This window comes from Deltaproteobacteria bacterium, assembly GCA_016235345.1.
Classification (GTDB): Bacteria; Desulfobacterota; Desulfobacteria; order Desulfobacterales; family Desulfatibacillaceae; genus JACRLG01.
The window spans coordinates 1-23812 of the sequence record JACRLG010000007.1 but is presented as its reverse complement, the minus strand read 5'-3'; the positions used below and the strand labels follow the sequence as shown (position 1 = coordinate 23812).

Annotated in this window: 22 protein-coding genes, 2 tRNA genes and 3 rRNA genes; 14 read left to right on the top strand and 13 right to left on the bottom strand. The window is 52.7% G+C overall.

Annotated elements, in window-relative coordinates:
* Positions 1–283 precede the first annotated feature (283 nt).
* On the bottom strand, positions 284–916 hold the full coding sequence (locus HZB23_03490; protein ID MBI5843714.1) for a hypothetical protein: 633 nt from the start codon (positions 914–916) through the stop codon (positions 284–286).
* Positions 917–1225: 309 nt separating this feature from the next.
* On the opposite strand from HZB23_03490, the gene HZB23_03485 reads away from it, so the two are divergent.
* Together HZB23_03485 and HZB23_03480 are read left to right on the top strand one after the other, a co-directional pair.
* A complete protein-coding gene (locus HZB23_03485; GenBank protein ID MBI5843713.1) occupies positions 1226–2341 on the top strand; it encodes a hypothetical protein in 1116 nt (371 codons plus the stop codon).
* On the top strand, positions 2322–3353 hold the full coding sequence (locus HZB23_03480) for a hypothetical protein (GenBank protein ID MBI5843712.1): 1032 nt from the start codon (positions 2322–2324) through the stop codon (positions 3351–3353). Before HZB23_03485 ends, HZB23_03480 begins: the two co-directional genes overlap by 20 nt.
* Before the next feature lie 16 nt (positions 3354–3369).
* Here HZB23_03480 and HZB23_03475 read toward each other — a convergent pair whose 3' ends face one another.
* From HZB23_03475 to HZB23_03460, 4 genes are all read right to left on the bottom strand, one after another.
* The gene (locus HZB23_03475; protein MBI5843711.1) at positions 3370–4113 is read right to left on the bottom strand and encodes a hypothetical protein; all 744 of its coding nucleotides are present in this window, start codon (positions 4111–4113) and stop codon (positions 3370–3372) included.
* Between the two features lie 11 nt (positions 4114–4124).
* Entirely contained in the window at positions 4125–5240 is a 1116-nt protein-coding gene (locus HZB23_03470) for a hypothetical protein (GenBank protein MBI5843710.1), read from the bottom strand.
* Between the two features lie 9 nt (positions 5241–5249).
* Entirely contained in the window at positions 5250–6047 is a 798-nt protein-coding gene (locus HZB23_03465) for a hypothetical protein (protein MBI5843709.1), read from the bottom strand.
* Between the two features lie 500 nt (positions 6048–6547).
* Positions 6548–7027, bottom strand: a complete 480-nt coding sequence (locus HZB23_03460; protein MBI5843708.1) for a hypothetical protein — start codon at positions 7025–7027, stop codon at positions 6548–6550.
* Positions 7028–7449: 422 nt separating this feature from the next.
* Here HZB23_03460 and HZB23_03455 point away from each other — a divergent pair, with 422 nt between their 5' ends.
* From HZB23_03455 to HZB23_03405, 11 genes are all read left to right on the top strand, one after another.
* Complete coding sequence (locus HZB23_03455; GenBank protein MBI5843707.1) at positions 7450–8037, top strand: tyrosine-type recombinase/integrase; 588 nt, start codon at positions 7450–7452, stop codon at positions 8035–8037.
* A 169-nt stretch (positions 8038–8206) separates the two neighbouring features.
* Positions 8207–8776 carry a hypothetical protein gene (locus tag HZB23_03450; GenBank protein MBI5843706.1) on the top strand — a complete coding sequence of 190 codons (570 nt, stop codon included), beginning with the start codon at positions 8207–8209 and terminating at the stop codon, positions 8774–8776.
* A 110-nt stretch (positions 8777–8886) separates the two neighbouring features.
* A complete protein-coding gene (locus HZB23_03445) occupies positions 8887–9348 on the top strand; it encodes a hypothetical protein (GenBank protein MBI5843705.1) in 462 nt (153 codons plus the stop codon).
* The gene (locus HZB23_03440) at positions 9345–9881 is read left to right on the top strand and encodes an AAA family ATPase (protein MBI5843704.1); all 537 of its coding nucleotides are present in this window, start codon (positions 9345–9347) and stop codon (positions 9879–9881) included. The genes HZB23_03445 and HZB23_03440 overlap by 4 nt, the downstream gene beginning before the upstream one ends.
* The gene (locus tag HZB23_03435) at positions 9868–10068 is read left to right on the top strand and encodes a hypothetical protein (protein ID MBI5843703.1); all 201 of its coding nucleotides are present in this window, start codon (positions 9868–9870) and stop codon (positions 10066–10068) included. The genes HZB23_03440 and HZB23_03435 overlap by 14 nt, the downstream gene beginning before the upstream one ends.
* Before the next feature lie 39 nt (positions 10069–10107).
* Positions 10108–12798: a hypothetical protein gene (locus HZB23_03430; protein MBI5843702.1), complete on the top strand. Its 2691-nt coding sequence runs from the start codon at positions 10108–10110 to the stop codon at positions 12796–12798.
* Positions 12799–12819: 21 nt separating this feature from the next.
* Positions 12820–13416 (top strand): hypothetical protein, encoded by a 597-nt coding sequence (locus tag HZB23_03425; protein ID MBI5843701.1) that lies wholly within the window; start codon positions 12820–12822, stop codon positions 13414–13416.
* Positions 13404–13688 (top strand): hypothetical protein, encoded by a 285-nt coding sequence (locus HZB23_03420; GenBank protein ID MBI5843700.1) that lies wholly within the window; start codon positions 13404–13406, stop codon positions 13686–13688. The genes HZB23_03425 and HZB23_03420 overlap by 13 nt, the downstream gene beginning before the upstream one ends.
* Positions 13689–13704: 16 nt before the next feature.
* Positions 13705–14013 (top strand): hypothetical protein, encoded by a 309-nt coding sequence (locus HZB23_03415; GenBank protein MBI5843699.1) that lies wholly within the window; start codon positions 13705–13707, stop codon positions 14011–14013.
* A gap of 41 nt (positions 14014–14054) precedes the next feature.
* A complete protein-coding gene (locus HZB23_03410) occupies positions 14055–15041 on the top strand; it encodes a tyrosine-type recombinase/integrase (protein ID MBI5843698.1) in 987 nt (328 codons plus the stop codon).
* Positions 15042–15515: 474 nt separating this feature from the next.
* Positions 15516–15833 carry a DUF4242 domain-containing protein gene (locus tag HZB23_03405; protein MBI5843697.1) on the top strand — a complete coding sequence of 106 codons (318 nt, stop codon included), beginning with the start codon at positions 15516–15518 and terminating at the stop codon, positions 15831–15833.
* A 137-nt stretch (positions 15834–15970) separates the two neighbouring features.
* Here HZB23_03405 and HZB23_03400 read toward each other — a convergent pair whose 3' ends face one another.
* Positions 15971–16822 carry a hypothetical protein gene (locus HZB23_03400; GenBank protein ID MBI5843696.1) on the bottom strand — a complete coding sequence of 284 codons (852 nt, stop codon included), beginning with the start codon at positions 16820–16822 and terminating at the stop codon, positions 15971–15973.
* 23 nt (positions 16823–16845) lie between these two features.
* Positions 16846–17682 carry an MBL fold metallo-hydrolase gene (locus HZB23_03395; GenBank protein MBI5843695.1) on the bottom strand — a complete coding sequence of 279 codons (837 nt, stop codon included), beginning with the start codon at positions 17680–17682 and terminating at the stop codon, positions 16846–16848.
* A 295-nt stretch (positions 17683–17977) separates the two neighbouring features.
* Here HZB23_03395 and HZB23_03390 point away from each other — a divergent pair, with 295 nt between their 5' ends.
* The gene (locus HZB23_03390) at positions 17978–19534 is read left to right on the top strand and encodes a tetratricopeptide repeat protein (protein ID MBI5843694.1); all 1557 of its coding nucleotides are present in this window, start codon (positions 17978–17980) and stop codon (positions 19532–19534) included.
* A gap of 140 nt (positions 19535–19674) precedes the next feature.
* Here HZB23_03390 and HZB23_03385 read toward each other — a convergent pair whose 3' ends face one another.
* The 6 genes from HZB23_03385 to HZB23_03360 form a co-directional block, all read right to left on the bottom strand.
* Positions 19675–19896 carry a nucleotidyltransferase domain-containing protein gene (locus HZB23_03385; GenBank protein MBI5843693.1) on the bottom strand — a complete coding sequence of 74 codons (222 nt, stop codon included), beginning with the start codon at positions 19894–19896 and terminating at the stop codon, positions 19675–19677.
* A 139-nt stretch (positions 19897–20035) separates the two neighbouring features.
* A 5S ribosomal RNA gene (rrf, locus tag HZB23_03380) occupies positions 20036–20152 on the bottom strand.
* Positions 20153–20225: 73 nt separating this feature from the next.
* A 23S ribosomal RNA gene (locus HZB23_03375) occupies positions 20226–23260 on the bottom strand.
* A gap of 122 nt (positions 23261–23382) precedes the next feature.
* Positions 23383–23458 (bottom strand) — tRNA-Ala (locus HZB23_03370).
* A 34-nt stretch (positions 23459–23492) separates the two neighbouring features.
* A tRNA-Ile gene (locus HZB23_03365) sits at positions 23493–23571 on the bottom strand.
* 130 nt (positions 23572–23701) lie between these two features.
* Positions 23702–23812: ribosomal RNA gene (locus HZB23_03360) — 16S ribosomal RNA — on the bottom strand; the annotation flags it as partial.

Here is a 23812-nt window from a genome sequence, read left to right as displayed (position 1 = left end):
GACATTCGGCTTGGCTTTTAGAGGCTTGGTCGCTGGCGGAAAAATTGGATAGCGACAAAATGCGCCATGTGGTATCAGATGGGAAAAGGCGCAGGCGTTGCGAAAAAATTATAAACGGGAAATTTGTCAGGTGATCGAGAAGAATTTCGACATAGGATTCATTGCGGACCTTGCCCTTAGGGAAAAGCAGATTCAGCAGAACTATCGCCCCATAATCGGGGTTCACAAGTGGTTCGCCCGCAGGCCCGGCACCCTCTTTCGTGGGCTTCTGCTTTCCGAGTTCTCAAAAACTCCGCTCAAAGTTGCATTTTACGATTCCAACGATTTTTCGGGATTGAGAATTGCCGACCCATTCATGGGAGGCGGTACTCCTCTTTTGGAAGCCAACCGCATCGGGTGCGACGTTATCGGGTTTGACATCAATCCCATGTCCTACTGGATTGTAAAACAGGAAATCGAACACCTTGACCTTGAAGCCTACGATGTTGAAGCGCAAGCCTTGCGCGGGGAGCTTGAAAGGGAAATCGGCAGGCTGTACCGGACAAAATGCACTATTTGCGGTAATCCCGACGCCTCCGTAAAATACTTCCTGTGGGTCAAAACCATTGAATGCGAAAAATGCGCCAAAGAGATTGACCTTTTTCCGGGCTACATTCTTTCCATTGACGCGCGGCACCCAAAAAATGTTTTCGTTTGCGCCTCCTGCGGGCAATTGACCGAAACCGAAGATAAAAACAATCCAGGCATTTGCGGCCATTGCGGCGACATGCTTTTGACCAGCGGCCCGGCAAGCCGGAACAAATGCAGGTGCCCAAACTGCCAAACGGAAAACCATTTTCCCCAGGCCGAACGTGGCGCACCCAAGCACCGCCTGTATGCAATGGAATATCATTGTCCCTTGTGCAAGAGCGGCCACGCCGGGCGGTTTTTCAAGGTTCCCGACAGGGAAGACCTTAGAAAGGCCAGAGAAGCCGAAGAAAGGTGGGGCTCTACGCTCGCCTCTTATGTGCCTGACGCCGAAATTCCATCCGGGGATGAGACCAACCGCCTTCACAGGTGGGGATACAGGCGCTACCGCGAAATGTTCAACCACAGGCAGTTGTTGGGCCTTGAGCTTTCAGCCAGATTCATATCCCGGATTTCAAACGAGCGCGTGAGAAACGCCCTGGCCACCAATTTTTCTGATCTTCTGCGTTACCAGAACATGCTTTGCCGCTATGATTCCATGGCGCTTAAGTCCCTGGATATATTTTCCGTGCATGGTTTTCCTGTCGGCCTTATTCAGTGCGAATCCAATTTCCTTGGAATAATGGACCCTGACAAGAATATGTGCGTGGGAAGCGGCGGCTGGAAAAACGTTACCGAGAAATACCGCAAAGCCAAATCCTTTTGCGACGCGCCCTTCGAGATGAGACACAAGGGAAGCAAGAAGGAAGTCGTGCGAACATCCGGCGAATGGATCGGCGACACACTTAACGGCTCCGGGAACGGCAAGGTCCGCTCGGTGAACATTTTCTGCGGGGATGCCGCCGATGTTGATCTGCCGGAATCCTCACTTGATGCGGTTTTCACGGACCCGCCTTACTTCGGCAACGTTCAATATGCGGAGCTGATGGATTTTTGTTACGTGTGGCTTCGGAATCTGGTGGGCGAAAAAATTGGATCGTTCAAAAAGGAATCAACAAGAAACGCACAGGAGTTGACCGGAAATATTGATATGGGCCGGGGCCTTGACCATTTCACGGAAGGGCTTTCCTCGGTATTCTGCAAGATGGCCGCTGCACTTAAACCAGGCGCCCCGCTGGCCTTTACCTATCATCACAACAACATGGACGCATATCTGCCGGTGGCCGTGGCAATCCTTGACTCCGGCCTGACCTGCTCGGCCACGTTGCCGTGTCCGGCTGAGATGGGCGCTTCAATTCATATCAACGGAACCGGTTCATCAATTATTGATACCGTCTTCGTTTGCCGCGCCTCCGGGGCGGTTTCGGAAAAGAAACTGCCCGATTCGCCGGAAGGCGTCGCGGCGCTGGTGAATGAGGATTTGGAAGAACTGCGGAAAGGCAATGTCAAGCCCTCATTGGGGGACACCCGCTGCATAGGCTATGGGCATCTTGTGAGGCTGGCGATATGGAATCTGCGAAACTTTTGGGACAAGGCTGCGGAAACGAATCAAAAAATTGCAGTCGTAGATGCTTGGCTGAACGACTTTGGAGGATGGCCGGAAGTGAGCCGTCACCTTAAGAACATGGAAAGCCCCCTACCTGACTCCCATGTGCCAGTTGGAAATGAACCCCTTGGAGATCGTGGACTTTTATATGCCAATGTTTCCTTTTGAAGCCTCTTTCGATGAAATTCTGAAAGACCCGGAAAGCTATGTTGACGCCGTTTTTTCCTGTCTTGAATCGGAATTCCTTATTATGCCCAAGGGATTGGGTTTCGTTGAATACCCCGTTTTCGAGCGGGGTTACGAGGCGCTTAAAGCCGCTTCCAAAGGATTTGCCAAGTTTGAACCGGCGGACGTTCTTGTCGTGACCATTGCGGAGCCCATCGTTTTAGTAGTTTTGCGAACCATGCTTGGATTCACCCCGCCGGAGTGGGCTTATGTGACAAGCCAGAAAACCGGTGTTAAAATAGATCAGGGATTTGTACGCAGCCTTGACCGCAAAGTCCGCATGTCGCCCGAAACGCCGATAAGCGCCAACGGGGTGACGAAAGAACGCCTTGCCGCCCTTGTGGATACTGCCTGCCGGTTGCTTTCGGAAGGCGCACCCGAAGTGGGTGCCAAACAATTACACAGGCTGGATAAGGCGGACACAAAGCGAGGGCTTGAAAGCATCTCCAATCTTGCGGGCATGGGCGCGCCATACGCCATGCTGCTTTACGAAAGATTTCTTGGAAGGCCCTTTGCTGGCCATCGTGATTCCGTGAGCGAATTGGTTGGAGACAGCCTGGAATCGGCTATTGAAGAGGTTTTGTCCCAGGCCGGGATCAGCTTCCGCAAGACAAAGCGGGCTGAACGAATAGATGGGTTCGACCAAACGCCGGACTTCATAATCCCCAGCGAATTCAATCCGCAGATTATAATTGAGGCCAAGATCACCGAAGACGACGGGACAGCCAGGGACAAGGTGACCCGCATTCAGCACCTGGGCCAACTGAGCCGGGACGGGCGCACAAAGGACTCGCCCAAATACGAGGTGATAGCTTGCATCGGCGGACGTGGGTTTGGTGTGCGCCGGGAGGACATGAAGAAAATGATTCTGGCAACCCGTGGCAAGGTCTTCACGGCAAAGACGCTGGATAGGCTGGTGGAGAATACGAAGCTTAGGGAGTTTAGGACGAGGTGAAAAATGCTTACCTTCATTAACGCCCTACTCTTTTACTTTGATCAGCTTTTCGTTTTCTTCGCTTGCTTTTTGGTGGCTCAATAGGTTGTGGAGCAGAGTTGGCTTTTAGTACCGATTCAAAAATCTCAAGTTCATTCTTGAGATTTTGAATATTATCTTGCAAAATATTTTGTTGTAAGCTTGCCCAAACAGGTATCAACCCGTTTAGCCTTTCTGCATGATTTGAAATAAATTTTATTATGCTGCCAGCAACATAAAGCCATTCGCCCCATCCGTTATGTGAATCAAAAAGAATTTCATCTTCATTCATAAAAAAAATTCTTAGTGTCGGAGTATATTTCCAATTTAACAATTCAATAGCATGCATTGTAGTTGTACTACCCATTTTTTGAGCGATAATTTTTTCACGTGTTGCATTAGCATTTAAATCGTTTCTAATTTTTGGCGAATGAACTTTTTCTGCATATGCTAAGACTTCATTAAACCCTGGCATGCTTAATACATTAGGAAGTTTGTCATTAATCCATTTAAATAAAGGCATAACTGTTGGGATAGTCGCCTTTTCCAGGTTGTCTATCCCACCGTTATCTATAATTAACTTATAGATAAATAGAAGCCGAAAGAAAAAACCAGGTATTTCATTTTCTAAAATTTCCCGTTGTGGCTTTTCGGTTTGTAGAATAGATTTGATTCTGCCCTCTTCTTGGGAGGATAGCTTTACCAATTCGGCAATATCATTTTCAACAGAAATCTGAGACATAGAAATCTCCTTTAATGACGTGTTGCCTGTTCTAAGGTTGGTTGCTTATAGAGTTGCTCTATCTTTTCTTCAATAGGTGTATCATCGGTATCCTGTGTTTCAAACAACGAACTCTTGTTATACTCAACTAATATTTTTGCATGCTGCTTTGCAAGAAAAGGCTGACTTGCTCCTGTTATTTCTATTGCCAGTGGATCAAATTTTATCCGTTCCTTTTGAGTAAAAACAATGGAATGATCATTAGCTAAGTCGCGGAGATATCCTTTTATAGAGCTACCCATAATCATTGGATGGGAATAGCCTGACAGATAATTCAATGTTGCAGTGTAACCAATTTTCCTTCTATGCATAGCTTTTTTAAGTTTCATTTCTGCGTTGTCAAAGAGTCCAAGTGCTGCATCAAACCAATGGTCTGCACTTTGTGGCAGGTACAGCTTGGCGATGTCGGAGCGGGTCAAAAATGATCTCAGCCAAATGCGAAAATTTTTAGCATTCGGCCCAAAAAGTATTGAGAAGCTTTTGTACCTCACCGCTTCGTATATAGATTCTGCACCTGCAAGATTGTGCATGACTTGAGCAAGCCTATAGATTGAATCGTTCTGACCTGAAATAAGATTCTCTCTGGCATTTAAGCTTTTTAGACGCTCAATCAATTCTCTGTCTATAGCCTTGGCGGCTTGTTCGATAAATTTAGCAGTAAAAGAGATAGCATCTTTTCGCTTAAATAAATAGTAATCAAACGCCTTATGTTCGAAAGTGACATCAGACGAAAGCTTAAGTATTTTTCCATGACTTTGTAATACAAGACTATGCACTTCATCTTTTTCTATAAAAGACTTTAATAAGTCTTTTGCGATATATATAATTATTGCAGGAAGAGCATAACGAAATGTCACCATATCCAAAGAGCGCATTTCCCCTTCTGCATATTCTTTATTTAGTTTATTCGGCTGAGCCCGAAAGGCTCCTCCCGACCCAAAGGCGTTAAGGAGATGTTCCTTCGAAAAACTTTTACCCCTGGTATCGCCTGCTTGAAAAAAGCCTTCGTCATAGGAAAAAATAGGCGCAAGAAGGCCTGCATCACCTAACGGTATGCCATTAATCCCCTCAAGTCGAAGCTTGCCCATTTTAATCCCCTACAAGTTACAGGATAGTCTTTTAGCTTCGTTTAGCGCATCAACCTGCAAAAAAGTGCAAACTTGAAATTTTCCCATTAGGGATGCCAGCTGCGGCATGTTAACCAACTCGTCTTGGAGCGTGTTTAAAACATTCTCACCAACAAAAACCACTTCGGCGTTCTCAAAGCCAACCGGGGCTGAGGAATGAATTTCAAACGACCAGTTGCGCCAATCGTCTTCAGGCTCAAAGGTGACATTATCTATAGCTTTTGCAGGGTTGCTCCCCCAATACCCTTCGGGATTGCTGAAAAATTCTTCCACGAATAAAGAAAAGTATTCACGCCATTTTTCCAGCGTGACCGAATGATCTTTAAAATAATTCAATTTGTCGGTTTGAGCAAGGGTCTTCTGAAATTCCCAAAGCCTGAGCTTGTCGGTTGCCAAGCCTCCAGAATCAAAAGGAACCGCCCCGCCGCCTACAAATGGAGGCTTGCCTCCTATTCCGGAATCCGCTTCAGATTCAAGCTCGCCTGTTATTAGAAAGCATGCCGGAGGATCAAAATCGTCTGGGAATACTCTACCAGCATAAAAATATGCTGAATTGGCAGGAATTCCTAATTCCTGCTGAGCACTGTTCGTGGATACACGTTGACAGATGTCAACACCGCCTAATCTACCCGATTTAAAAATATCTATTAGTCGGTTAATTCCGTCCGCAGACCTAACAGTATGCATTAGCGGAATTTTTTCAGCACAGATTTTATTCGCATCCGAGGGGAAGACCTTAGATGCCAAATTTGTAAAAGTGTGAGACATGGTTTCTCCTTGTACTGTGAATCAATTACCGCCTGAGATGCTTTATATAATTTAGACAGCAATAAACTATTTCCATGCTTTGTTAACTCTGTGTGCGTAGTCCAAAAAGCAGCCTAAAGCGGTTATATGAAGTCCGGTCTTTCTTCCTGATGTTTCATGCACGCCAAGTAGCCGTCCAGCCAAATGTCAATTGCCTGCCGGTCCCATTTGTCAAGGCGTGTGAGCTTCTCCGGCTGATAGTCCGGCAAAATGGCTCATGCACATCCAGTTGTTGATTATTAAATGGTATTTAACAAAATTTGTCCCGGTTCGCCAGAAAAATTTGCACCGCTTTTCTCGAATTTTGTTAAATTCCCTTTAATTATTAAATTGCGCTTAACAACAACATGGTTTTTCGAGGGCATTTTTTGGGGAAAAAATGCTCTGAGCATATTTAAATATCATTTAATTGTTAAATGGTACTTAACGACAGAAGGGGAGGAAGTTTTGTAGTCTTATATTCAGGACGCTTTAGGTTCGACTTGTTCGCGCGCCAGAAACCCATCCATCCACGTTGACAAAAATTGTATACCCCGCCGATCCAATGATGTCAGCTTTGATATAAGCGCTTGGTCAAAGCCAAGGCCATCAATCCAGGCATTCAGGGATTTAAGACGCCTGGAATCAAGATTTGCCAATTTTTTCAGCAAGTCTGGTGGCAATTGTTGGGTCTTGTCCTCGGTATTTGGTAGGGTATCGCTCTCAAGTATCTTTCTACCGTAAACCAAAAAATCAATATAATTATAGCCACATGCACCCGCTAAGGCCACCTGCGCCGCAAATCCTGCCTTCGCTTTTCCGCTTAGAATTTGGTTTACCGCTGTAGGCGTCCTTTCAATCTCCATGGCCCAGGTGACCTGTATGCCTCGGCCTTCCTTTTCGGCCATTTCCCGCAACGCAGCTATGAAATAGGAATAGATGATCTCGGCGTTGGGATTCATAGTGATCCTCACCTTTAGATCGGTAGTGATGTGTATGAATAGAGGATAATAGATTGTAATTATTTATCATATACGGAGTAAATTAAAAAGAATTTAATACTAAGTATAGTTTAATCTTTTTGCTTGACTAAAATTAAATTATTTTTCATTATTACCCCATGAAACACGGAGACCATAAAAAAATTGCGCAAGGGGCAAGAATTACAGGCGCGCATCTTAGCCTGATTCTTCATGCCAAGGCCCGCCCATCGTGGCCAACCGCCAAGCGTCTTGCCGCTGCCACGGGAACCGATCCCATTGTGTGGCTTGAGGGTTCGCCGGCGGAGATTCGGGCGGCGATCGAGAAGGCGGAGCGGGAAAGGGTCCGGCGGTTGAACGAAATGGCGGACGCCCAGGCGGAGGCTTGCGCGGGGGGATTTTGAATGGACGGGAACCTGAATCATCCGAAAAAGGGCGACCGGATAACGGTGGAGCCGATACGGGGGCAGAAGGACATCGAGGCCATAAAGCGGCTTCTGGCCGACCGGCCACGCGATCTGTGCCTTTTCACCTTCGGAGTCAACACGAACCTGCGGGCGAGCGACCTTTTGAGGCTCACCATAGGTCAGGTGCGCGGCAAAATGCCGGGCGACGGGCTTCTTTTGAAAGAGAAGAAAACCGGCAACAAGCGCCACATCACCCTGAACGAGGCCGTTACGGATTCCGTGAACTCTTATCTGGCGGCCTGCGGCGGGAATGATGGGGAAAGGCTGTTCCGGGGCATCAGAGGCCCCTTGACCGTGCCTTCGGTTCACCGGCTCGTGAAAGGCTGGTGCCGTGCCGTGGGCCTTAAAGGCAACTACGGAAGCCACACGCTTCGCAAAACCTGGGGGTATCATGCAAGGGTCACCTTCGGCGAAAGCATACCTGTTTTGATGGCGGCGTTCGGTCATTCCAGCCAGGAGCAAACCCTGGCCTACCTTTGCGTCCAGCCGGAGGAGCTGGAGAAGGTTTACATGAACAGATTGTAGGGGAGGCGTTCCCAAAAACTCCTCGGACACGCTGACCGGATTGGAGCGGGGATTTGTTGGCCGTCATTGGCCTGCATTTGGCACTTTTCAGAGCGCAATCAACTGATTTTTTAATATTTACAACACGAAAGGAAAGACGATGGGCGAGTGTCCGGTTTGGGAAGGATTCGTGGGGAAGCTGTTCGAGGACAAGGCCGAAAGCCTGGAGGATTTTAAAATGTTCTGCGGGTACGTGCTGGCGGACCACTGCCGGTACGAGCGGTTTCTGGCGCTTTGCGGCGATGCGGAGGCCACGGGCGCGGTTTTCAGGGTGATGGCCATGGCGGCGGGCGAGGACAAGACCATCGAAATTGACGTCATCGCCTTTTCCTGCTTCGGCCGCATGGCGTTCCGCAATGCGTGGCTGGCGCGCTACCGGGGCAAGCTTCCCCGGAACAGCGAGCATGTCGAACAATTTTTCAGGCTTGTAACCGGGGATTTCATCACCGCCGAGGCGAAAATGCGGCCGCGCATAAGCTTCCGCTCGCGGGCGAAGATCGTATGCTTTTTCCAGGAGCCGCCCACGGACGCGGATACCTCCATCACGAGAAAAATGATTCTTGTGAGCTTCCCCGTAAGCCTGCCGGAAGACTTCGAGACGCCCCTTCATTTCCATTTTGAGGAGGAAAAGGACGGCATCCTCCGATGGATGGAAGAGGGCCTTGAAATGCTCGCGGAGAAGGGCGGTTTCGGGCGTTAGCTGCATCGGGCTCCTTTAAAACGCGCCTGCGCGGCGTTCCTTTTTACGTCTTAAAGGAGCCTACGCCCGTAACCTTCAAGAATCCATCAGAAAACCGAAGAAAGGTTGTTATGGCCGAAACACCGCAACTTGCAAAGCTGGAGGACGTTTTCGACGCCCTGGAAATAGCGGCGAAAACCTTCGGGATGAAGAGACTCGCGCCGGAAGTGGACAAGAGCTATTCGGCGCTCGCCAACGAGCTTTCCAGGCAGCCGACCTACAAGCTGGGGCTCTCAACCGCGATTTTGATCATGGCAAAGACGGGCGACATGCGGCCCCTGGAGGAGATTAACGCCATATTCAACCGGGTGACGGTGCCTGTTCCGGGGCGGCCCTGGGGCAGCCCGGAGAATCTTGTAAAGGGTTTAAGCGCCATGGCCCTTGAATTTGCCCAGGCCACGGAATCCTTCGCCAGGGCCATAAGCGACGGGTTCATCACCGATGGCGAACGCGGGGCCTGCATCAGGGAGATCGGCGAGCTTGTGGAAGCCTGCCTGCGGGTGAAAACGTGGCTTGAAATGGGGAGAGAATGAACTTGGGAAAGATAATCGCATTTTCCGGCTCCCACGGGACCGGCAAGACCACGGCGGCGCATGCGCTTGCTGTGAAGCTCAAGCTCGAAAACCCCGGGGCGAAAATCGGCTTTTTGAGCGAAGTCGCCCGCGAGTGCCCTTATCCCATCAACCGCAAGGGGGGCGCGGAAGGCCAGCTTTGGATTTTCGGCCAGCAGCTTTCAAGGGAACTTTCCCTTTGCGCCCAAAACGACATCGTGGTGGCGGACCGGTGCCTTCTGGACTGTGTGGCCTATGCGTCTGTCCTGAGATTGGGGCACGTGGTTGGAAAGTTGGCGTGGACTTATGAAATCTACGTGCATGAAGTGAAACCCTACAAGGAAATCCGGATTCTGCCTCCCAAGAAAACCTTCCTGGCGGCGGATGGGGTGCGGGACACCAGCATCGTTTTTCAGAGGAATGTTCACAAGGCGCTTGTGGACCTGCACAAACGGTACAGCGGGCCGGTGGATGTGGTGTGGCCGGAAGAGGAGGCTTCAAATGGAAGCGTCTGAAATAGCGGAAACCAGGGTCCGGGGCGGGTTCGCCATTAACGGAAACGTGATGGCGGGCCTTAAATGGCTCACGGAGATTTTCGGGGAAAAGGCCAGGGCCGTTGACGTGGCGGACGCCTTGCGCCGGGACCGGGGTTTATCGCTCCGGCTTTCCATGGCGAGCGGCAGGGGTGAAATTCAATTTTGATGCTGGCCGGAAACCTTTCTCTTACGGGTGTTTCTCATTATGGGCTTTGAACTGGATCAGGTTTACCGGACGTTTTTCAATCCGGGCGAAGTCACAGAAATAAGGGTGCTCGCCGTTCCCCAGAGGACTCACAGGGCCTGGGACAGCGCGGCCTTCACCGGTATAGTTTACGGATATTTCGACAACGCAAGCGATTTCGGCAGGGCTGCGGCCATGATGGCCGGGCTCGACAAGCCGCCCAAGGGCATTTATTTCACGCCCAACCCTTGCAAACCGGAGCTTTTGAGCCGGGCCGCAAACCACCTTGTGGGCTACCAGTCCTCCAAGGATCAGCCTCTTACCGGCGACACCGATATTTCCATCATCCGCTGGCTTCTGGTGGACCTGGACCCGGAGCGTTCAAGCGGCATTTCGGCGAGCCCGGAGGAACTCGAACTCGCAAAGGAACTTGGCAAACAGGTGAGCGAGTTCATGGCCGAAACCGGATTCGCCACGCCGGTGAAAGCCATGAGCGGCAACGGGTATCACCTGAACTACCGCCTGCCGGACCTTCCCAACGAGCCTGAGATTTCCGGGCGGGCCAATGGGCTCATTGCGCGGTCCCTGGCCGCCCTGGCGGACCGGTTCAAGGGTAATGGCGTCAAGATCGACGTAACCGTGGCCAACGCGGCGCGGATATGGAAGCTTTATGGAACGCGGGCCTGCAAGGGCGACAACACCCCGGAGAGGCCGCACCGCCAAAGCCTTTTGTTTCAGGGAAGTCCATTGACTCTTGCCGATGTCCCGGTGACGCCCCGCGAGGTGCTGGAAAAGCTGGCGGGCATGGCCCCGGCTGAAAAAGGCAAGGGCCAGCAGAGGCCGCGCTTACCGCCCGCCCGGACCAAAAGCCTGCCCCAGGACGGCAATCTTGGGCCGGTGGACGTGGAACGCTACCTTGCCCACTATGGCGTACCGCTCAAGGGCGTGAAGGTTGAGGGGGCCTCCACCTTTTACTTGCTTGAAAACTGCATCTTCGACGCCGGTCACGCGGACGGCAAGCCCGCCGTGATTCTGAGCCCAAACCAGCCGTACCTCACTTACGCCTGTTTCCACCAAAGCTGCAAGTCAAGGACCTGGAAAGACGCCAGGAACGCCATTTCAGGAAACGACTCATTGGCGCAATTCTGCGAAGGCTACGACCCGAACTGGAAGCCGGAACGCAAGAAACGGAAGCTTAGGGACCGGTCGGGCAACGACGCCGAACCTTCTGAATCCGAAATCGAAACCCGCAACATGGCGCTGGTTGCGCAGTTCATCACCTACGACCCGGAGACCCAGGTGTCGCGGGTGGATTGGGAAGCCTTTCCCACTCTTCTGCCCGAAAAGATTCCTCCGTTCGTTTTTTTCGACCTGGGACCGGAAGGCAAGCGCAAGCGCGGGAGCTTTGTGGAAAGCCGCATGGCCGAATACCTTGGCCGGTACTTCGACCCGATCCGGCATACGGACGGGAAGTTCTATAGGTTCATGGGCGGGTGGTGGCAAATCTTGGAGCAGGACGTTGTAAGGAACATTATCTACCGGGCTTTGAAGGATTTATGCAAGGCGGGCCACCTGGATGCGGCCCTGGCGCTCTTAAAGGCCAAGGTCAACAAGCCTGAATTATCATGGGAGGTGTATCCGCATCTCGTGAATTGCAAGAATGGAATGATCGACCTGTCGTGTGATTTCACGCACTACAAATTTGAGCAAATCCGGGAGGACGCCCCTTCCATCAGCGAAAAGATTCTTCTGCCGCACGACAAGGATTACGGCAGCCGGGTTCAACTGCCGGTGGCGTATGACATGTACGCCAAGTGCCCGTTGTGGTTGAAATTTCTGGATGAGATATTCGAGGGAAGCCGGGGAAAGATGGGGTTGTTGCAGCTTTTCTGCGGATACACCCTGATGCCGACTGCAAAATTCCATAAAAGCCTTTTCATGTTCGGGAGCGGCGCGAACGGCAAGAGCACGATAATCACGGTGCTTGAACAGCTTCTTGGCAACGACAACGTGTGCTCCATAAGCCTTAGCGACTTTTCCCGGCCATTTGCAGTGCTCGATTTGCAGGGAAAGCTTTTGTCCGTAGCGAGCGAGGTTGAAACCAGGGAAGCCCAGAGCACCGAAAATTTCAAACGGGCCATCGCTGGAGACTCCATAATGGGCGAGGAGAAGTTTGGCCGCAGGATAAAATTTCATAACATCTGCAAGTTCATCTTCGCCATGAACAATCCGCCCGCCGTGACCGACAAGACGGACGGGTTCAAACGCCGGATACTCGTTTTGAATTTTGATTACCGGATACCGGAAGAAAAGCAGGACAGAGACCTTCCGGAGAGGTTGATCCGTGAGGAGGCCGCCGGAATATTCGCCTGGATGCTTCACGGAGCCTTTGTGCTGCAACTGAAGCAGGGATTCGTGAACCTTGACGCAGAGATCGTCCGGGATACAGACAACTTTATGCACACCTTGAATCCGCTTTTGGATTTTCTGGACGAATTTGTGGAGTTCGGGACCGACAACAAAGTCCCTTCCGACGACCTGTATAAAGTTTACCGCCAATGGTGCGAAGACGGCGGCTTGAGGCCGCTTGGCAAGGTGCAGTTCGGTATCCAGCTTATCAGCAACCCGAAGGTGAAGAAGAAAAAGTGCGATTGCCAGGATGGTGCGCTGGTGACGCGCCGGAACTGCTTTGTTGGAATAAAGGCCAAATAGAGGATTGGGGGGTGACAGGCAATGATAAGGGTCAAGACCGAATCTCCGATTCTGTTTTCAACGCCCATGATGGAGGCGATTCTTGCGGGCCGGAAGACTCAGACAAGGCGGGTGTTCAAGGGGATCGGGAAATGGCTCCCCGAATCCCTCCAGGAGATGCGGGCGGATTCCGACAAAGCCTGGGCCGCAAGCGGATATCCCGAAAGGCTGTGGGTGAAGGAGACGTTTTATCTCCATGCTGATGGGTCTGTGCTGTTTAAGGCGGGACTTCCGGGTCAGCATCCGGTTCCTCCCTGGAAACCCTCAATATTCATGCCCCGGAGGTTCTGCCGGTTGACGCTGAAAGTGACCGGCGTGCGGCTTGAGCGGGTGCAGGATATAAGCGCGGACGACGCCCTGGCGGAGGGGATTGACTGGAAACGGGTGGATAACTGGACCGTCACTTATTTTTCCGATCCGAAGAGCCTGGAAGCCTGCATCCACCATACCCCGCAATCGGCCTACAGGGCGCTGTGGGACTGCATAAACGCCAAGCGCGGCTACGGGTGGGACACCAACCCTTGGGTTTGGGTGATCTCGTTTGCGGTGGCCGAACGGAGCGATTTGTGCGGGGCGTAAGCGAAGCGGAAAAGGCCGTGATGCTGCGCGCCCTGGCGCTCGATATCCGGCCCGGCACGATACCGGTCAGAAATTGCCTTGACGCCTGGGAGGGCCAGGGTGACTGGCCGGTGATGCAGGGGCTTGCGGGGCGAGGACTGGCGGAGCTTTCGCCTTCGGTGATCGAACGGGGAAAATATCTGTTCAAGCTTATGCCGGAGGGAGCGCGGCTCCTGGGTTTCAACGACAAGAATGTGCCGCAGTGGCAGGTGTTGTTTGTTGCCCGGCGATAAAAAAGGAGTCTTGTAGGTGCCTGCTCTCGTTCCCATAACAACCGCAGACCTTGAAGCGGCAATAGTGCGCGTTCTGGCCTTGGCAGCGGAGCCCAAGTGGCTCCGGGTACGTGAGGCGGCCCGACTATACTCTTTGGGGGAGAAACGGATAGTGGCGTTGATTCAGGCGGGTGCCGTGCGGGGTTATAAAAGCGCCGAGGATGGCAGGGGAACGTGGTTTGTCAACACAGAAAGCCTTGACCAGTGGCACAGGATGCAGGCGGACAACTTCCAGGCCGTAGCGCGTGGGCTGCAAGAAAAAATCAAGCGGCGTCTTGCGAAATGACCCCTTGTTACTCTCATACTCCCCGTGCTAACAATGGCCACATGCGTATCTTCCTCCACAAAAATGGCCGGTGGTATCTCCAAATAGACCACGATCACAAAAAATCCCTTGGCAAAATTACCAAGGCCGAGGCCCAAGCCGCGTTAAAATTCGCTGAAAAAGAGGCCCGGCGAGGAGCTGCGCTGTTCCAGCTTCCAAAGGGCGAGCGAATTACGCTTCTGGAATGGAAGGACGAATATCTCGCTGGCCGGGGCCACCTGTCGCCCAAAACCCTTGAAAAGGACGAACTTTCCTTGCGGCTTTTGGGCGAGGCGATAGGGGGAAACATCCTTTTGCGCTCCATCACCAAGCAACGGCTTGACGAGTTTGTGGGCGTCTGTTTTGCCCGTGGCAACTCGAAAGCCAGCGTCAATTCGTATCTGCGCCATATCCGGGCCGCGCTGAACGCTGCTTATGAAGTGGAATACCTGGAAAAACCCGTCCGGGTGAAAATGGTCCGGGAACCTCAACCGCTACCGCAGGTATTGAGCCCGGAGCAGATTATGGCCGTGCTTGAAAAGGCACATGAACGTAGCCCGCTTTTGGGGCGGATGCTGACCTTTGCCGTGTGGACCGGGTGCAGACGCGGGGAAATAATCAACCTTCGGTGGGAAAATGTCCGCTCTGACATGGCCAGGATCACCGGAAAGGGCCAAAAAGAACGCCTCGTACCGCTGACGCCGCAAGCCCTCGAAGCCCTGGGGCCGCGCCAGGATATAGGGCTGGTATTTCCCAAGCCCGCGAGCACGACCTACATGGAGCAGTTCCTGACTCGCGGCCTGAAGGACATTATCCGGGAGCTTGGACTGCCCGACCAATTCCACCTCCACAGCCTGCGCCATAGCGCCGCTACGCACATGCTGGCCTCCGGCTTGCCCATCTCGACGGTCCAGAAGATTCTTGGCCATAGCAACATAGGCACCACGCAAATTTACGCCAAGGTTTTGGAGGACACCCTTCGGGAGCAGATCAAGGGGTTCAAGATTTAGTGCGTCCAAAAAGCGCCCAACCGATTATAACTACTTGAAATTATATACAGTAAGGACTGACTTCAAATCCGGTGTGGGGCGTTGAGAAGCGTCCCAGGTGGGTTCGATTCCCATGCACTTCCGCCAATTTCTTGATCACCTGTGTTCCCCGTCTTCTTTTTCGTCTGCATCATGCTATCAAGTGAAGAAGGTTTTGGCCAATCGGGAAAAATGTATTGGGGCCGACCCCTTTGGGCGCATGGCTGCTTTTGTTGTGGCGGCGGCAACATGACAGATGATATAATTCTTACCAGGCTGTTACATATGCCACCGGTCAAAATCCATATGCCGGTGGAGAAATCCCAGCCGCAAAGGACAGTCCTTCTTCTTAAGCCTGCTTTAGGGAAAACGCCGCCGGCTTTGGCCGGAGAGCGAAGCCCTCGCCCTTGGGCGAGGTGCGTATTCACTTTGTGATAATCCTGAGAGGAGGTCAACATGAAGGCATTGAAAAAGTTCATGGTGGTCCACAGGGATCCCGGCATGAGCTGGGACAAGGTTGAAGAAAACTGGTCCAAAATGGCGGAGATCGAATCCGCCACCTGGCTCCGCACCTTTTACAACGTGGAGAATAACACCAGGTACTGCCTGTGGCTCGCTCCCGGCGAGGATGTTTTGATGAAGATTTTTTCAGGCTTCAAGATCGCCTGGAGGTCCATTCTGGAGGTTGAGGAAACCATTCCCGATATCTGGGCGAGGAAATACCGGGATCAGATGGAGGCCGAGGAAAAGGAAGAAAATGTAAGAGAATTATAGGCTTTCGCGGTTCCAGGCAATTTTTGAGCGAAACGGAAAATTTGTTGCGCGCCCCAGCCCGGGAGCGCCCGCGCTCCCAGGCAAAAGCCGCGCGGAGCAGGCCTTGAAACGACAGCAGGCCCTGGCGGCTGCCGGGTTTATGCGGACATCGTTGCAGCGAAACGGTTCAGCCGGGAAATGGTACGGTCCCGGACCGGACCCGGCCTGCACGTCGCCGCCCGGCACAGCCGCCATATAAGGATATCGTTCCCGTCGGCATAGCCCCGAAAGCGCCCGCCCGGCCCCCAGCTTTCCGAGAAGGGCTTTCCGAAGGTGGCAAGGGTCAGGCCGGACACCGCGTCGGTCAAAAGGGGCGGATTCTCGAACCCTCCCCTTTCCACGGCGTTGTCGTTTTTCACGTACTCCAGGCGGGCTCCTGCGGCCCCTATCACCGATTCCCGCGCGTAAAGCAGAAACGAGCCCGTTTCGGGCAGCGGTCCATCCAGGCGGCCAACGGCACTCTTGGAAACCGTGTCCCAAAGCTCGGCGGTCTCCTGCCCCAAAACCAGGAGCCTTTTGCCGTCCGATGAAAAGGCCAGGGCGGAAATCTTCGGCACACCCCCGGAAAGCGAGCCTGCGGGTTTCGGCCTTTTTGCGCCCAGGCCCGACATGGCCGATATGTCGAAAAGCCGGATTTCGCCTCCCCCTCCCGCTGCGGCAAGGAGCTTCGCCCCTGGGCTCACCGCGACGGCCAGGACCGGCCCTTCGCAGGCGTCTTTTATGCGGATGCGGCCTTTTTTCTGGATGCGGCGGATGAGAACATCGGAGCCCGCGCTGTAGGCGAAAAATGAGTCGATGCCGCCCGAAAACGGCCCTGACTCCGCCCGCGCCCCAAGATCGGGGTCAGGCGAAAGCGGGTAGGAGCCGCATCCGCCCAGGCAAACAAGAAGGGCCATCAAGGAAAACACTATGAGGGCTGGAATTGCGGGGCTTTTCATATTCTCATGCACGGTTTCCCCCTGGCTTTGAATGTTTACTTTACCCGCGTTCCCGACAGTTCCTCGAACTCTTTCCTGTCGTGGCTCGAAACCACCCTCAGCCTGTCTTTGTTCTGGATCAGGGTCGCCCTCAATTTTTCCCTCGTGTTTCGGGCCTGCCCAAAATCCTTGTGCGCCAGACGCTGAAACAGATGGACCAGAAACGGAGTGCGCGGCTCATCCATCATCTGTTCATGATAATAATAGGTGTCCCCCGCAAGCAGGAGCCATCCGCCGGGCGTTTCAACTGCGACCCCGCAGTGCCCCGCGCTGTGGCCCGGAAGCCTCACGTAAACCATGCCGACCGGAAGCCCGTCCAGACGCCTTATCGCATCGAATCCGTACCAGGGCTCGTCGTATCGCTCATCATAAACAACCCAGTCGGGCCCGTGCGCCCAGTGCGCCTTGCGATACCGTTCCCTCTCCTTCATATCTTTGGGCCTCATAGCCGCCTCGTGCTCCGGCTTCATCACGTGGACCCTGGCTTTCGGGAAATCCGGGAGCCCGCCCGCGTGATCCAGATCGAGATGGGTCATGATGATGTTTTTGACATCATCAGGGTTAAAGCCCAGTTTCCTGACCTGCATGAGGGCGGTTTCGCCAGGGTCCAGACGCGGCCTGTTGACAAATCGCATGACGCCCAGGCGCGAGGGGCGTTTCATATCGTCCGCGCCTATTCCGGTATCCACCAGCACCAGTCCCCGGTCGGATTCCACCAGCAGGCAGTGCGATATTACCCTGGCGGGTGCCTGCCCGTCGAAAAGCCCGCCCACCCATGGCATGTTCGTGCAGCAGTTGATGTGATGAACGCCGAATATGCTTTTCTCGGACATCGCCCCCCCCTTTTTTTGCGGATTCTTCGCCAACAGGTTGTGAAGATGAATTTTATAGATAAATTTACACTCTCGCCGTGGCCAGGGGGAAGCAAATTTTACGCGGCCCGGCAGCGCCCCTGGGAAAGCCCTGTCCGGGCATGTCAGCCGACCGCCGCCGTTGTCATTTTTATGTGGCCTGTGCATCAGCCATGCGGTACTATTATGGGAAAACGACTGATTATAAACTCTTTTTCCTGAACCCTCATGCTTGCGACGCCTTTTAAAATGCCGCGACACCCGAAGGGGAATAAAAATGACGGACTCCAAAGAAGGAAAAATCATAATTCTTTTTTATATTCTGCTTTCGGTGCTTGTTTTACTTATTTACTCGCAGACCGCAGGTTTTGATTTCGTCAACTACGATGATTATCTCTACACCCTCGATAATCCCACAGCGCAGAACGGGCTTACATGGGAGGGCGTAAAGTACGCCTTTACCGGGGCTACCCTGGTTCCCAACTACTGGATTCCGCTGGTCTGGCTGTCCTTCATGGCGGATTTCTCGATTTGGGGCGTGAACGCGGGCGGCTTCCATTGCACCAACCTGGTCCTGCATCTGGCCAATGTGCTTCTTCTTTTCACGGCACTCAGGATGCTTACCGGAAGAAAGTATGAAAGCGCTTTTGTTGCCGCCCTTTTCGCAGCGCATCCCATACACGTGGAATCGGTGGCTTGGGTGGCCGAGCGCAAGGATCTGCTGTGCGGCTTTTTTTTCATGCTCTCTCTCATCGCATACGCCCGCTACGCAAAAAATCCCTCCTGGCAAAAATATATCCTGGTGTTGGTGCTGTTTGTGCTGGGGCTCATGTCAAAGCCCATGCTAGTAACATTTCCCTTTCTGCTGCTCCTGCTCGACCATTGGCCGCTTTCGCGCATGGGGCGGGGCTGGAAAAGTTTTCGGGCGCTTGCAGTGGAAAAAATTCCGTTTCTTCTGCTCACTCCCCTGGTGAGCGCGGGAGCGATAGTCTATCAGAAAAAAGGCGGCGCCTGGGTTTCCATGGATTCCATTCCCTGGTCCCTTCGCCTTCTGAACACCTTAATTTCATACGCCACCTATCTAAGAAAAATGGTCATACCCACGGACCTTGCGGTGTGCTACCCCTACCCGGCCACGGCCCCGGCACTGCAATGGATGGGTGCTCTTTTCCTGCTTTTGGCAATAAGCCTGGTCGCGCTGAAATACATCAAAAAGGCCCCCTGGCTGTTCACGGGCTGGTTCTGGTTCTGCGGCGTGCTTTTCCCGGTGAGCGGTATTTTCATCATAGGCGACTACCTGGTGGCTGATCGCTACGCCTATCTCACCTTCATTGGCCTGTATCTGGCTGTGGCTGTATCCTTCGGGGAATTTTTGAAGATATCTGCGGTCAACAAAAAGGCGGTGGCCTTAGCCTCGGCGGCTATAATCTGCGGGCTTGGATTTTCTGCCTGGATGCAGACTGGATACTGGAAAAATGGGGCGACTCTTTTCAGCCATACAATATTTGTCACCGGCCCTGGCAATTACACAGCCCAGCTCAACCTGGGCAACGCCCTTGCGCGGATGGGACTCTATGACGACGCCCTCATGCACCTCATGAAGGCTCATGAACTCAATACGGGCAGGGCCGAGCCCGTGAACAGCATTGGAGGCGTGTACCTTGCCGCCGGGAAGACGGATCCGGCCATACAACTTTTCCGGGCCGCCCTTAAAATCAGGCCCGATTACCCGGACGCCGCCCGCAACCTCAGCATTGCCTTAAAGGAAAAGGCAAAACAGAATCAGAGTATAGAGCCGACAACTGCCGGACCTTTCCCCCTTTCCAGACGATAACGGACAAGAATCTTCTCGTCGTCATCCTTCGTATCCGCATTCCCTCCTCATGCACGGCAATGGCCAGAAGAGAAGACCTTTGAGGACTGTTTTCCCATTCATCGCGGGACACAACCACCGGCACCACAACAAGACCGGCGTCAAACCCGGCCTCCCATGCCTTCTGAAGCCTTACGCCTAAGCCTTGTTACAGGCTCATTCAGAATAACCAAAACGTCCATGTCGGAATCGGGTTCGGCATCTCCTCGCGCCCTGGAACCGAAAAGTATCACTTCGTGAAGCCTTACCTTTTCCTGCAAAAGGCTTTTAAGCCTGCTGACAGTATCAAGGTCTTTGGCTTTCACTGCGCTTTTCGTGAGCATGGCGGGGTCTCCTTGAACCGCGCGGAATGATGACATCATGCATATAAAATACTCCTCCGGGGGGATTGGGGTCAAGCGGCGGGGCCATAAAACAGGAATGGCCCGCAAACCTTTCGATTTGCGGGCCATTCGTATTAAATTCCGGCGGCGACCTACTCTCCCACACAGCTGCCCGTGCAGTACCATTGGCGCTGGAGAGCTTAACTTCCGAGTTCGGGATGGGATCGGGTGTGGCCTCTCCGCTGTAGCCACCGGAAACCTTTATGTCATATTCACCTTGACAATTCTGTTTGCGCGCAGAAAAAAGCGTTCACTCTCGCCTTATGGAGGAAATGTGGTCAAGCCTCACGACCGATTAGTACCGGTAAGCTGAACCCATTACTGGGCGTACACATCCGGCCTATCAACCTTGTAGTCTACAAGGGGTCTTTAGTCCATGCTCCTTGCGAAGCATGAAAGGGATATCTAATCTTGAGGCTGGTTTCCCGCTTAGATGGTTTCAGCGGTTATCCTTTCCGAACATAGCTACCCTGCTATACCGTTGGCACGATAACAGGATCACCAGGGGTTCGTCCGTTCCGGTCCTCTCGTACTAGGAACAGATCCTCTCAAATATCCTCCGCCCACGAAAGATAGGGACCAAACTGTCTCACGACGTTTTAAACCCAGCTCACGTACCACTTTAATCGGCGAACAGCCGAACCCTTGGGACCTTCTCCAGCCCCAGGATGTGATGAGCCGACATCGAGGTGCCAAACCGCATCGTCGATGTGAACTCTTGGATGCGATCAGCCTGTTATCCCCGGCGTACCTTTTAGCCGATGAGCGACGGCCCTTCCATTCAGAACCGCCGGATCACTAAGACCTACTTTCGTACCTGCTCGAAATGTCTCTCTCGCAGTCAAGCTCCCTTATGCCTTTACACTCTACGGCTGGTTTCCAATCAGCCTGAGGGAACCTTCGCGCGCCTCCGTTACTCTTCAGGAGGCGACCGCCCCAGTCAAACTACCCACCAGACACTGTCCCTCGCCCGGCTTACGGGATCGAGGTTAGAGCTCTAAAACAACAAGGGTGGTATTTCAAGGTTGGCTCCACCGAGACTGGCGTCCCAGCTTCAAAGCCTCCCACCTATCCTACACATGCAGTTTCAAAACCCAATGTCAAGCTATAGTAAAGGTGCCGGGGTCTTTCCGTCTATTCGCGGGTAGACGGCATCTTCACCGTCATTACAATTTCGCTGAGTTCCTGGTTGAGACAGTGCGGAAGTCGTTACGCCATTCGTGCAGGTCGGAACTTACCCGACAAGGAATTTCGCTACCTTAGGACCGTTATAGTTACGGCCGCCGTTTACTGGGGCTTCGGTTCCGAGCTTCTCCGAAGATAACCCGTCCCCTTAACCTTCCAGCACCGGGCAGGCGTCAGACCCTATACGTCGTCTTGCGACTTTGCAGAGTCCTATGTTTTTAGTAAACAGTCGCTACCGCCGTTTCTCTGCGACCCCCTTTGGCTAGGAAAGTAAATTTCTTCACCTAATGAGGGCACACCTTATCCCGAAGTTACGGTGTCATTTTGCCGAGTTCCTTAACCAGGATTCTCTCAAGCGCCTTGGGATGCTCTCCCCACCCACCTGAGTCGGTTTGCGGTACGATCACCTGGACATCTCCTTAGAGGTTTTTCTTGGCAGCATGGGATTAGCCACTTTATGAGACAAAGTCTCTGGTAGCTCGCCTCTCGGCCTAGTGAGAAAGTGGATTTGCCTGCCTTCTCAGCCTACGGGCTTGAACCGGCACTTCCATCCGCCGGCTGGCCTACCCTCCTGCGTCCCCCCTTCGTACAAACGATATCCCGGTGGTACAGGAATATTAACCTGTTTTCCATCACCTACGCCTTTCGGCCTCGGCTTAGGGATCGACTAACCCTGGGAAGATTAACTTTACCCAGGAAACCTTGGGTTTACGGCGAACGGGTTTTTCACCCGTTTTTTCGCTACTCATGTCAGCATGGTCTCTTCTGTACAAACCAGATGTCCTTACGGTCACCCTTGACTGTACAGAATGCTCCCCTACCGATTCACTCGAAAGTGAATCCCGCAGCTTCGGTGGCGTGCTTGAGCCCCGATACATTTTCGGCGCAAACCCACTTGACCAGTGAGCTATTACGCTTTCTTTAAAGGATGGCTGCTTCTAAGCCAACCGCCTGGTTGTCTACGCGTTTCCACATCCTTAACCACTTAGCACGCACTTAGGGACCTTAGCTGGCGATCTGGGCTATTTCCCTCTCGACTACGGAGCTTATCCCCCGCAGTCTGACTCCCGGAGTAAAAGTTAACGGTATTCGGAGTTTGGTTAGGTTTGGTAATCTGGTAGGACCCCTAGCCCATCCAGTGCTCTACCCCCGTTACTTAATCACCGAGGCTATACCTAAATATATTTCGGGGAGAACCAGCAATTTCCAGGTTTGATTGGTCTTTCACCCCTATCCACAGGTCATCCAAGCGGTTTTCAACCCACATTGGTTCGGGCCTCCACGCGATTTTACTCGCGCTTCACCCTGCCCATAGATAGATCACCTGGCTTCGGGTCTACTCCATGCGACTATTCGCCCATTTCAGACTCGCTTTCGCTACGGCTCCGCCTAACGGCTTAACCTTGCCACACAGAGTAACTCGCTGACTCATTATGCAAAAGGCACGCGGTCAGGCCGGTATTTTGAAGGTCGCCCTTAAAAATACCATAACCCTCCCACAGATTGTAAGCAGACGGTTTCAGGTTCTATTTCACTCCCCTCGAAGGGGTTCTTTTCACCTTTCCCTCACGGTACTAGTTCACTATCGGTCGCCAAGGAGTATTTAGCCTTAGGAGATGGTCCTCCTAAATTCCCACGGGATTCCACGTGAGCCGTGGTACTTGGGAACACAACCCAGGAAGTCCGTATACCTTTCGCTTACAGGACTGTCACCTTCTATGGTGCATCATTTTCAATGCTTCAGCTAGGTAACGGATTTTTGACTTCCCGACGGATCCGAAACTCCGTCCGATTGGTCCCTCGACACCGGATACGCAACGCTTTCGGGCTTGACACGTACCTGGTTTGGGCTCTTCCCCGTTCGCTCGCCGCTACTTGGGGAATCACAATTGTTTTCTTTTCCTGAGGGTACTGAGATGTTTCAGTTCTCCTCGTTAGCCTCCGCAACCTATGTATTCAGTTACGGATATCCCGACACTACCCGGGATGGGTTTCCCCATTCAGAAATCTTCGGATCAAAGCCTGTTAGGCGGCTCCCCGGAGCTTATCGCAGCCTTCCACGTCTTTCTTCGCCTCTTGGCGCCAAGGCATCCACCGTCTGCCCTTAGTAGCTTGACCACAAATTGGTCCGCCATAAAGAGAGATTGAACGCTTTTTTCCACGCGCAATGAATTGTCAAAGAACAAATCCCGAAACTGGTTTCGGGTTCCGGCGTAACCGGAAAGAGTTATTTTGCGTATTTGGTGGAGGTGAACGGGTTCGAACCGATGGCCTCCTGCGTGCAAGGCAGGCGCTCTCCCAACTGAGCTACACCCCCAGGTCCTTTATGTTTCGGATGGCACGTTCCCTGATGGTGGGCCTGGATGGATTTGAACCATCGACCTCACGCTTATCAGGCGTGCGCTCTAACCGAGACTGAGCTACAGGCCCTGCCGGGACTCATGCTAAGAGCGCCGGGGTTGATAATCCCGGCCTTTTCAAGCACTTACGCAAAAAAACTTTTCAAAGATCAGTTTCCTGATCTTTCAAAACCGAATAGCGACGACGAAAGTCGGGTACTTCCTTAGAAAGGAGGTGATCCAGCCGCTGGTTCCCCCACGGCTACCTTGTTACGACTCCACCCCAATTACCGGCCATACCTTAGCTGGCTGCCTCTCTTGCGAGTTCGCTC

Bases quoted from the DNA above. Each gene is read 5' to 3' on its own strand.
- HZB23_03485 (MBI5843713.1), top strand. From the start codon at position 1,226: ATGGCGCTTAAGTCCCTGGATATATTTTCCGTGCATGGTTTTCCTGTC.
- HZB23_03480 (MBI5843712.1), top strand. From the start codon at position 2,322: ATGCCAATGTTTCCTTTTGAAGCCTCTTTCGATGAAATTCTGAAAGAC.
- HZB23_03475 (MBI5843711.1), bottom strand. From the start codon at position 4,113: ATGTCTCAGATTTCTGTTGAAAATGATATTGCCGAATTGGTAAAGCTA.
- HZB23_03470 (MBI5843710.1), bottom strand. From the start codon at position 5,240: ATGGGCAAGCTTCGACTTGAGGGGATTAATGGCATACCGTTAGGTGAT.
- HZB23_03465 (MBI5843709.1), bottom strand. From the start codon at position 6,047: ATGTCTCACACTTTTACAAATTTGGCATCTAAGGTCTTCCCCTCGGAT.
- HZB23_03460 (MBI5843708.1), bottom strand. From the start codon at position 7,027: ATGAATCCCAACGCCGAGATCATCTATTCCTATTTCATAGCTGCGTTG.
- HZB23_03455 (MBI5843707.1), top strand. From the start codon at position 7,450: ATGGACGGGAACCTGAATCATCCGAAAAAGGGCGACCGGATAACGGTG.
- HZB23_03445 (MBI5843705.1), top strand. From the start codon at position 8,887: ATGGCCGAAACACCGCAACTTGCAAAGCTGGAGGACGTTTTCGACGCC.
- HZB23_03440 (MBI5843704.1), top strand. From the start codon at position 9,345: ATGAACTTGGGAAAGATAATCGCATTTTCCGGCTCCCACGGGACCGGC.
- HZB23_03435 (MBI5843703.1), top strand. From the start codon at position 9,868: ATGGAAGCGTCTGAAATAGCGGAAACCAGGGTCCGGGGCGGGTTCGCC.
- HZB23_03430 (MBI5843702.1), top strand. From the start codon at position 10,108: ATGGGCTTTGAACTGGATCAGGTTTACCGGACGTTTTTCAATCCGGGC.
- HZB23_03425 (MBI5843701.1), top strand. From the start codon at position 12,820: ATGATAAGGGTCAAGACCGAATCTCCGATTCTGTTTTCAACGCCCATG.
- HZB23_03410 (MBI5843698.1), top strand. From the start codon at position 14,055: ATGCGTATCTTCCTCCACAAAAATGGCCGGTGGTATCTCCAAATAGAC.
- HZB23_03405 (MBI5843697.1), top strand. From the start codon at position 15,516: ATGAAGGCATTGAAAAAGTTCATGGTGGTCCACAGGGATCCCGGCATG.
- HZB23_03395 (MBI5843695.1), bottom strand. From the start codon at position 17,682: ATGTCCGAGAAAAGCATATTCGGCGTTCATCACATCAACTGCTGCACG.
- HZB23_03390 (MBI5843694.1), top strand. From the start codon at position 17,978: ATGACGGACTCCAAAGAAGGAAAAATCATAATTCTTTTTTATATTCTG.
- HZB23_03385 (MBI5843693.1), bottom strand. From the start codon at position 19,896: ATGCTCACGAAAAGCGCAGTGAAAGCCAAAGACCTTGATACTGTCAGC.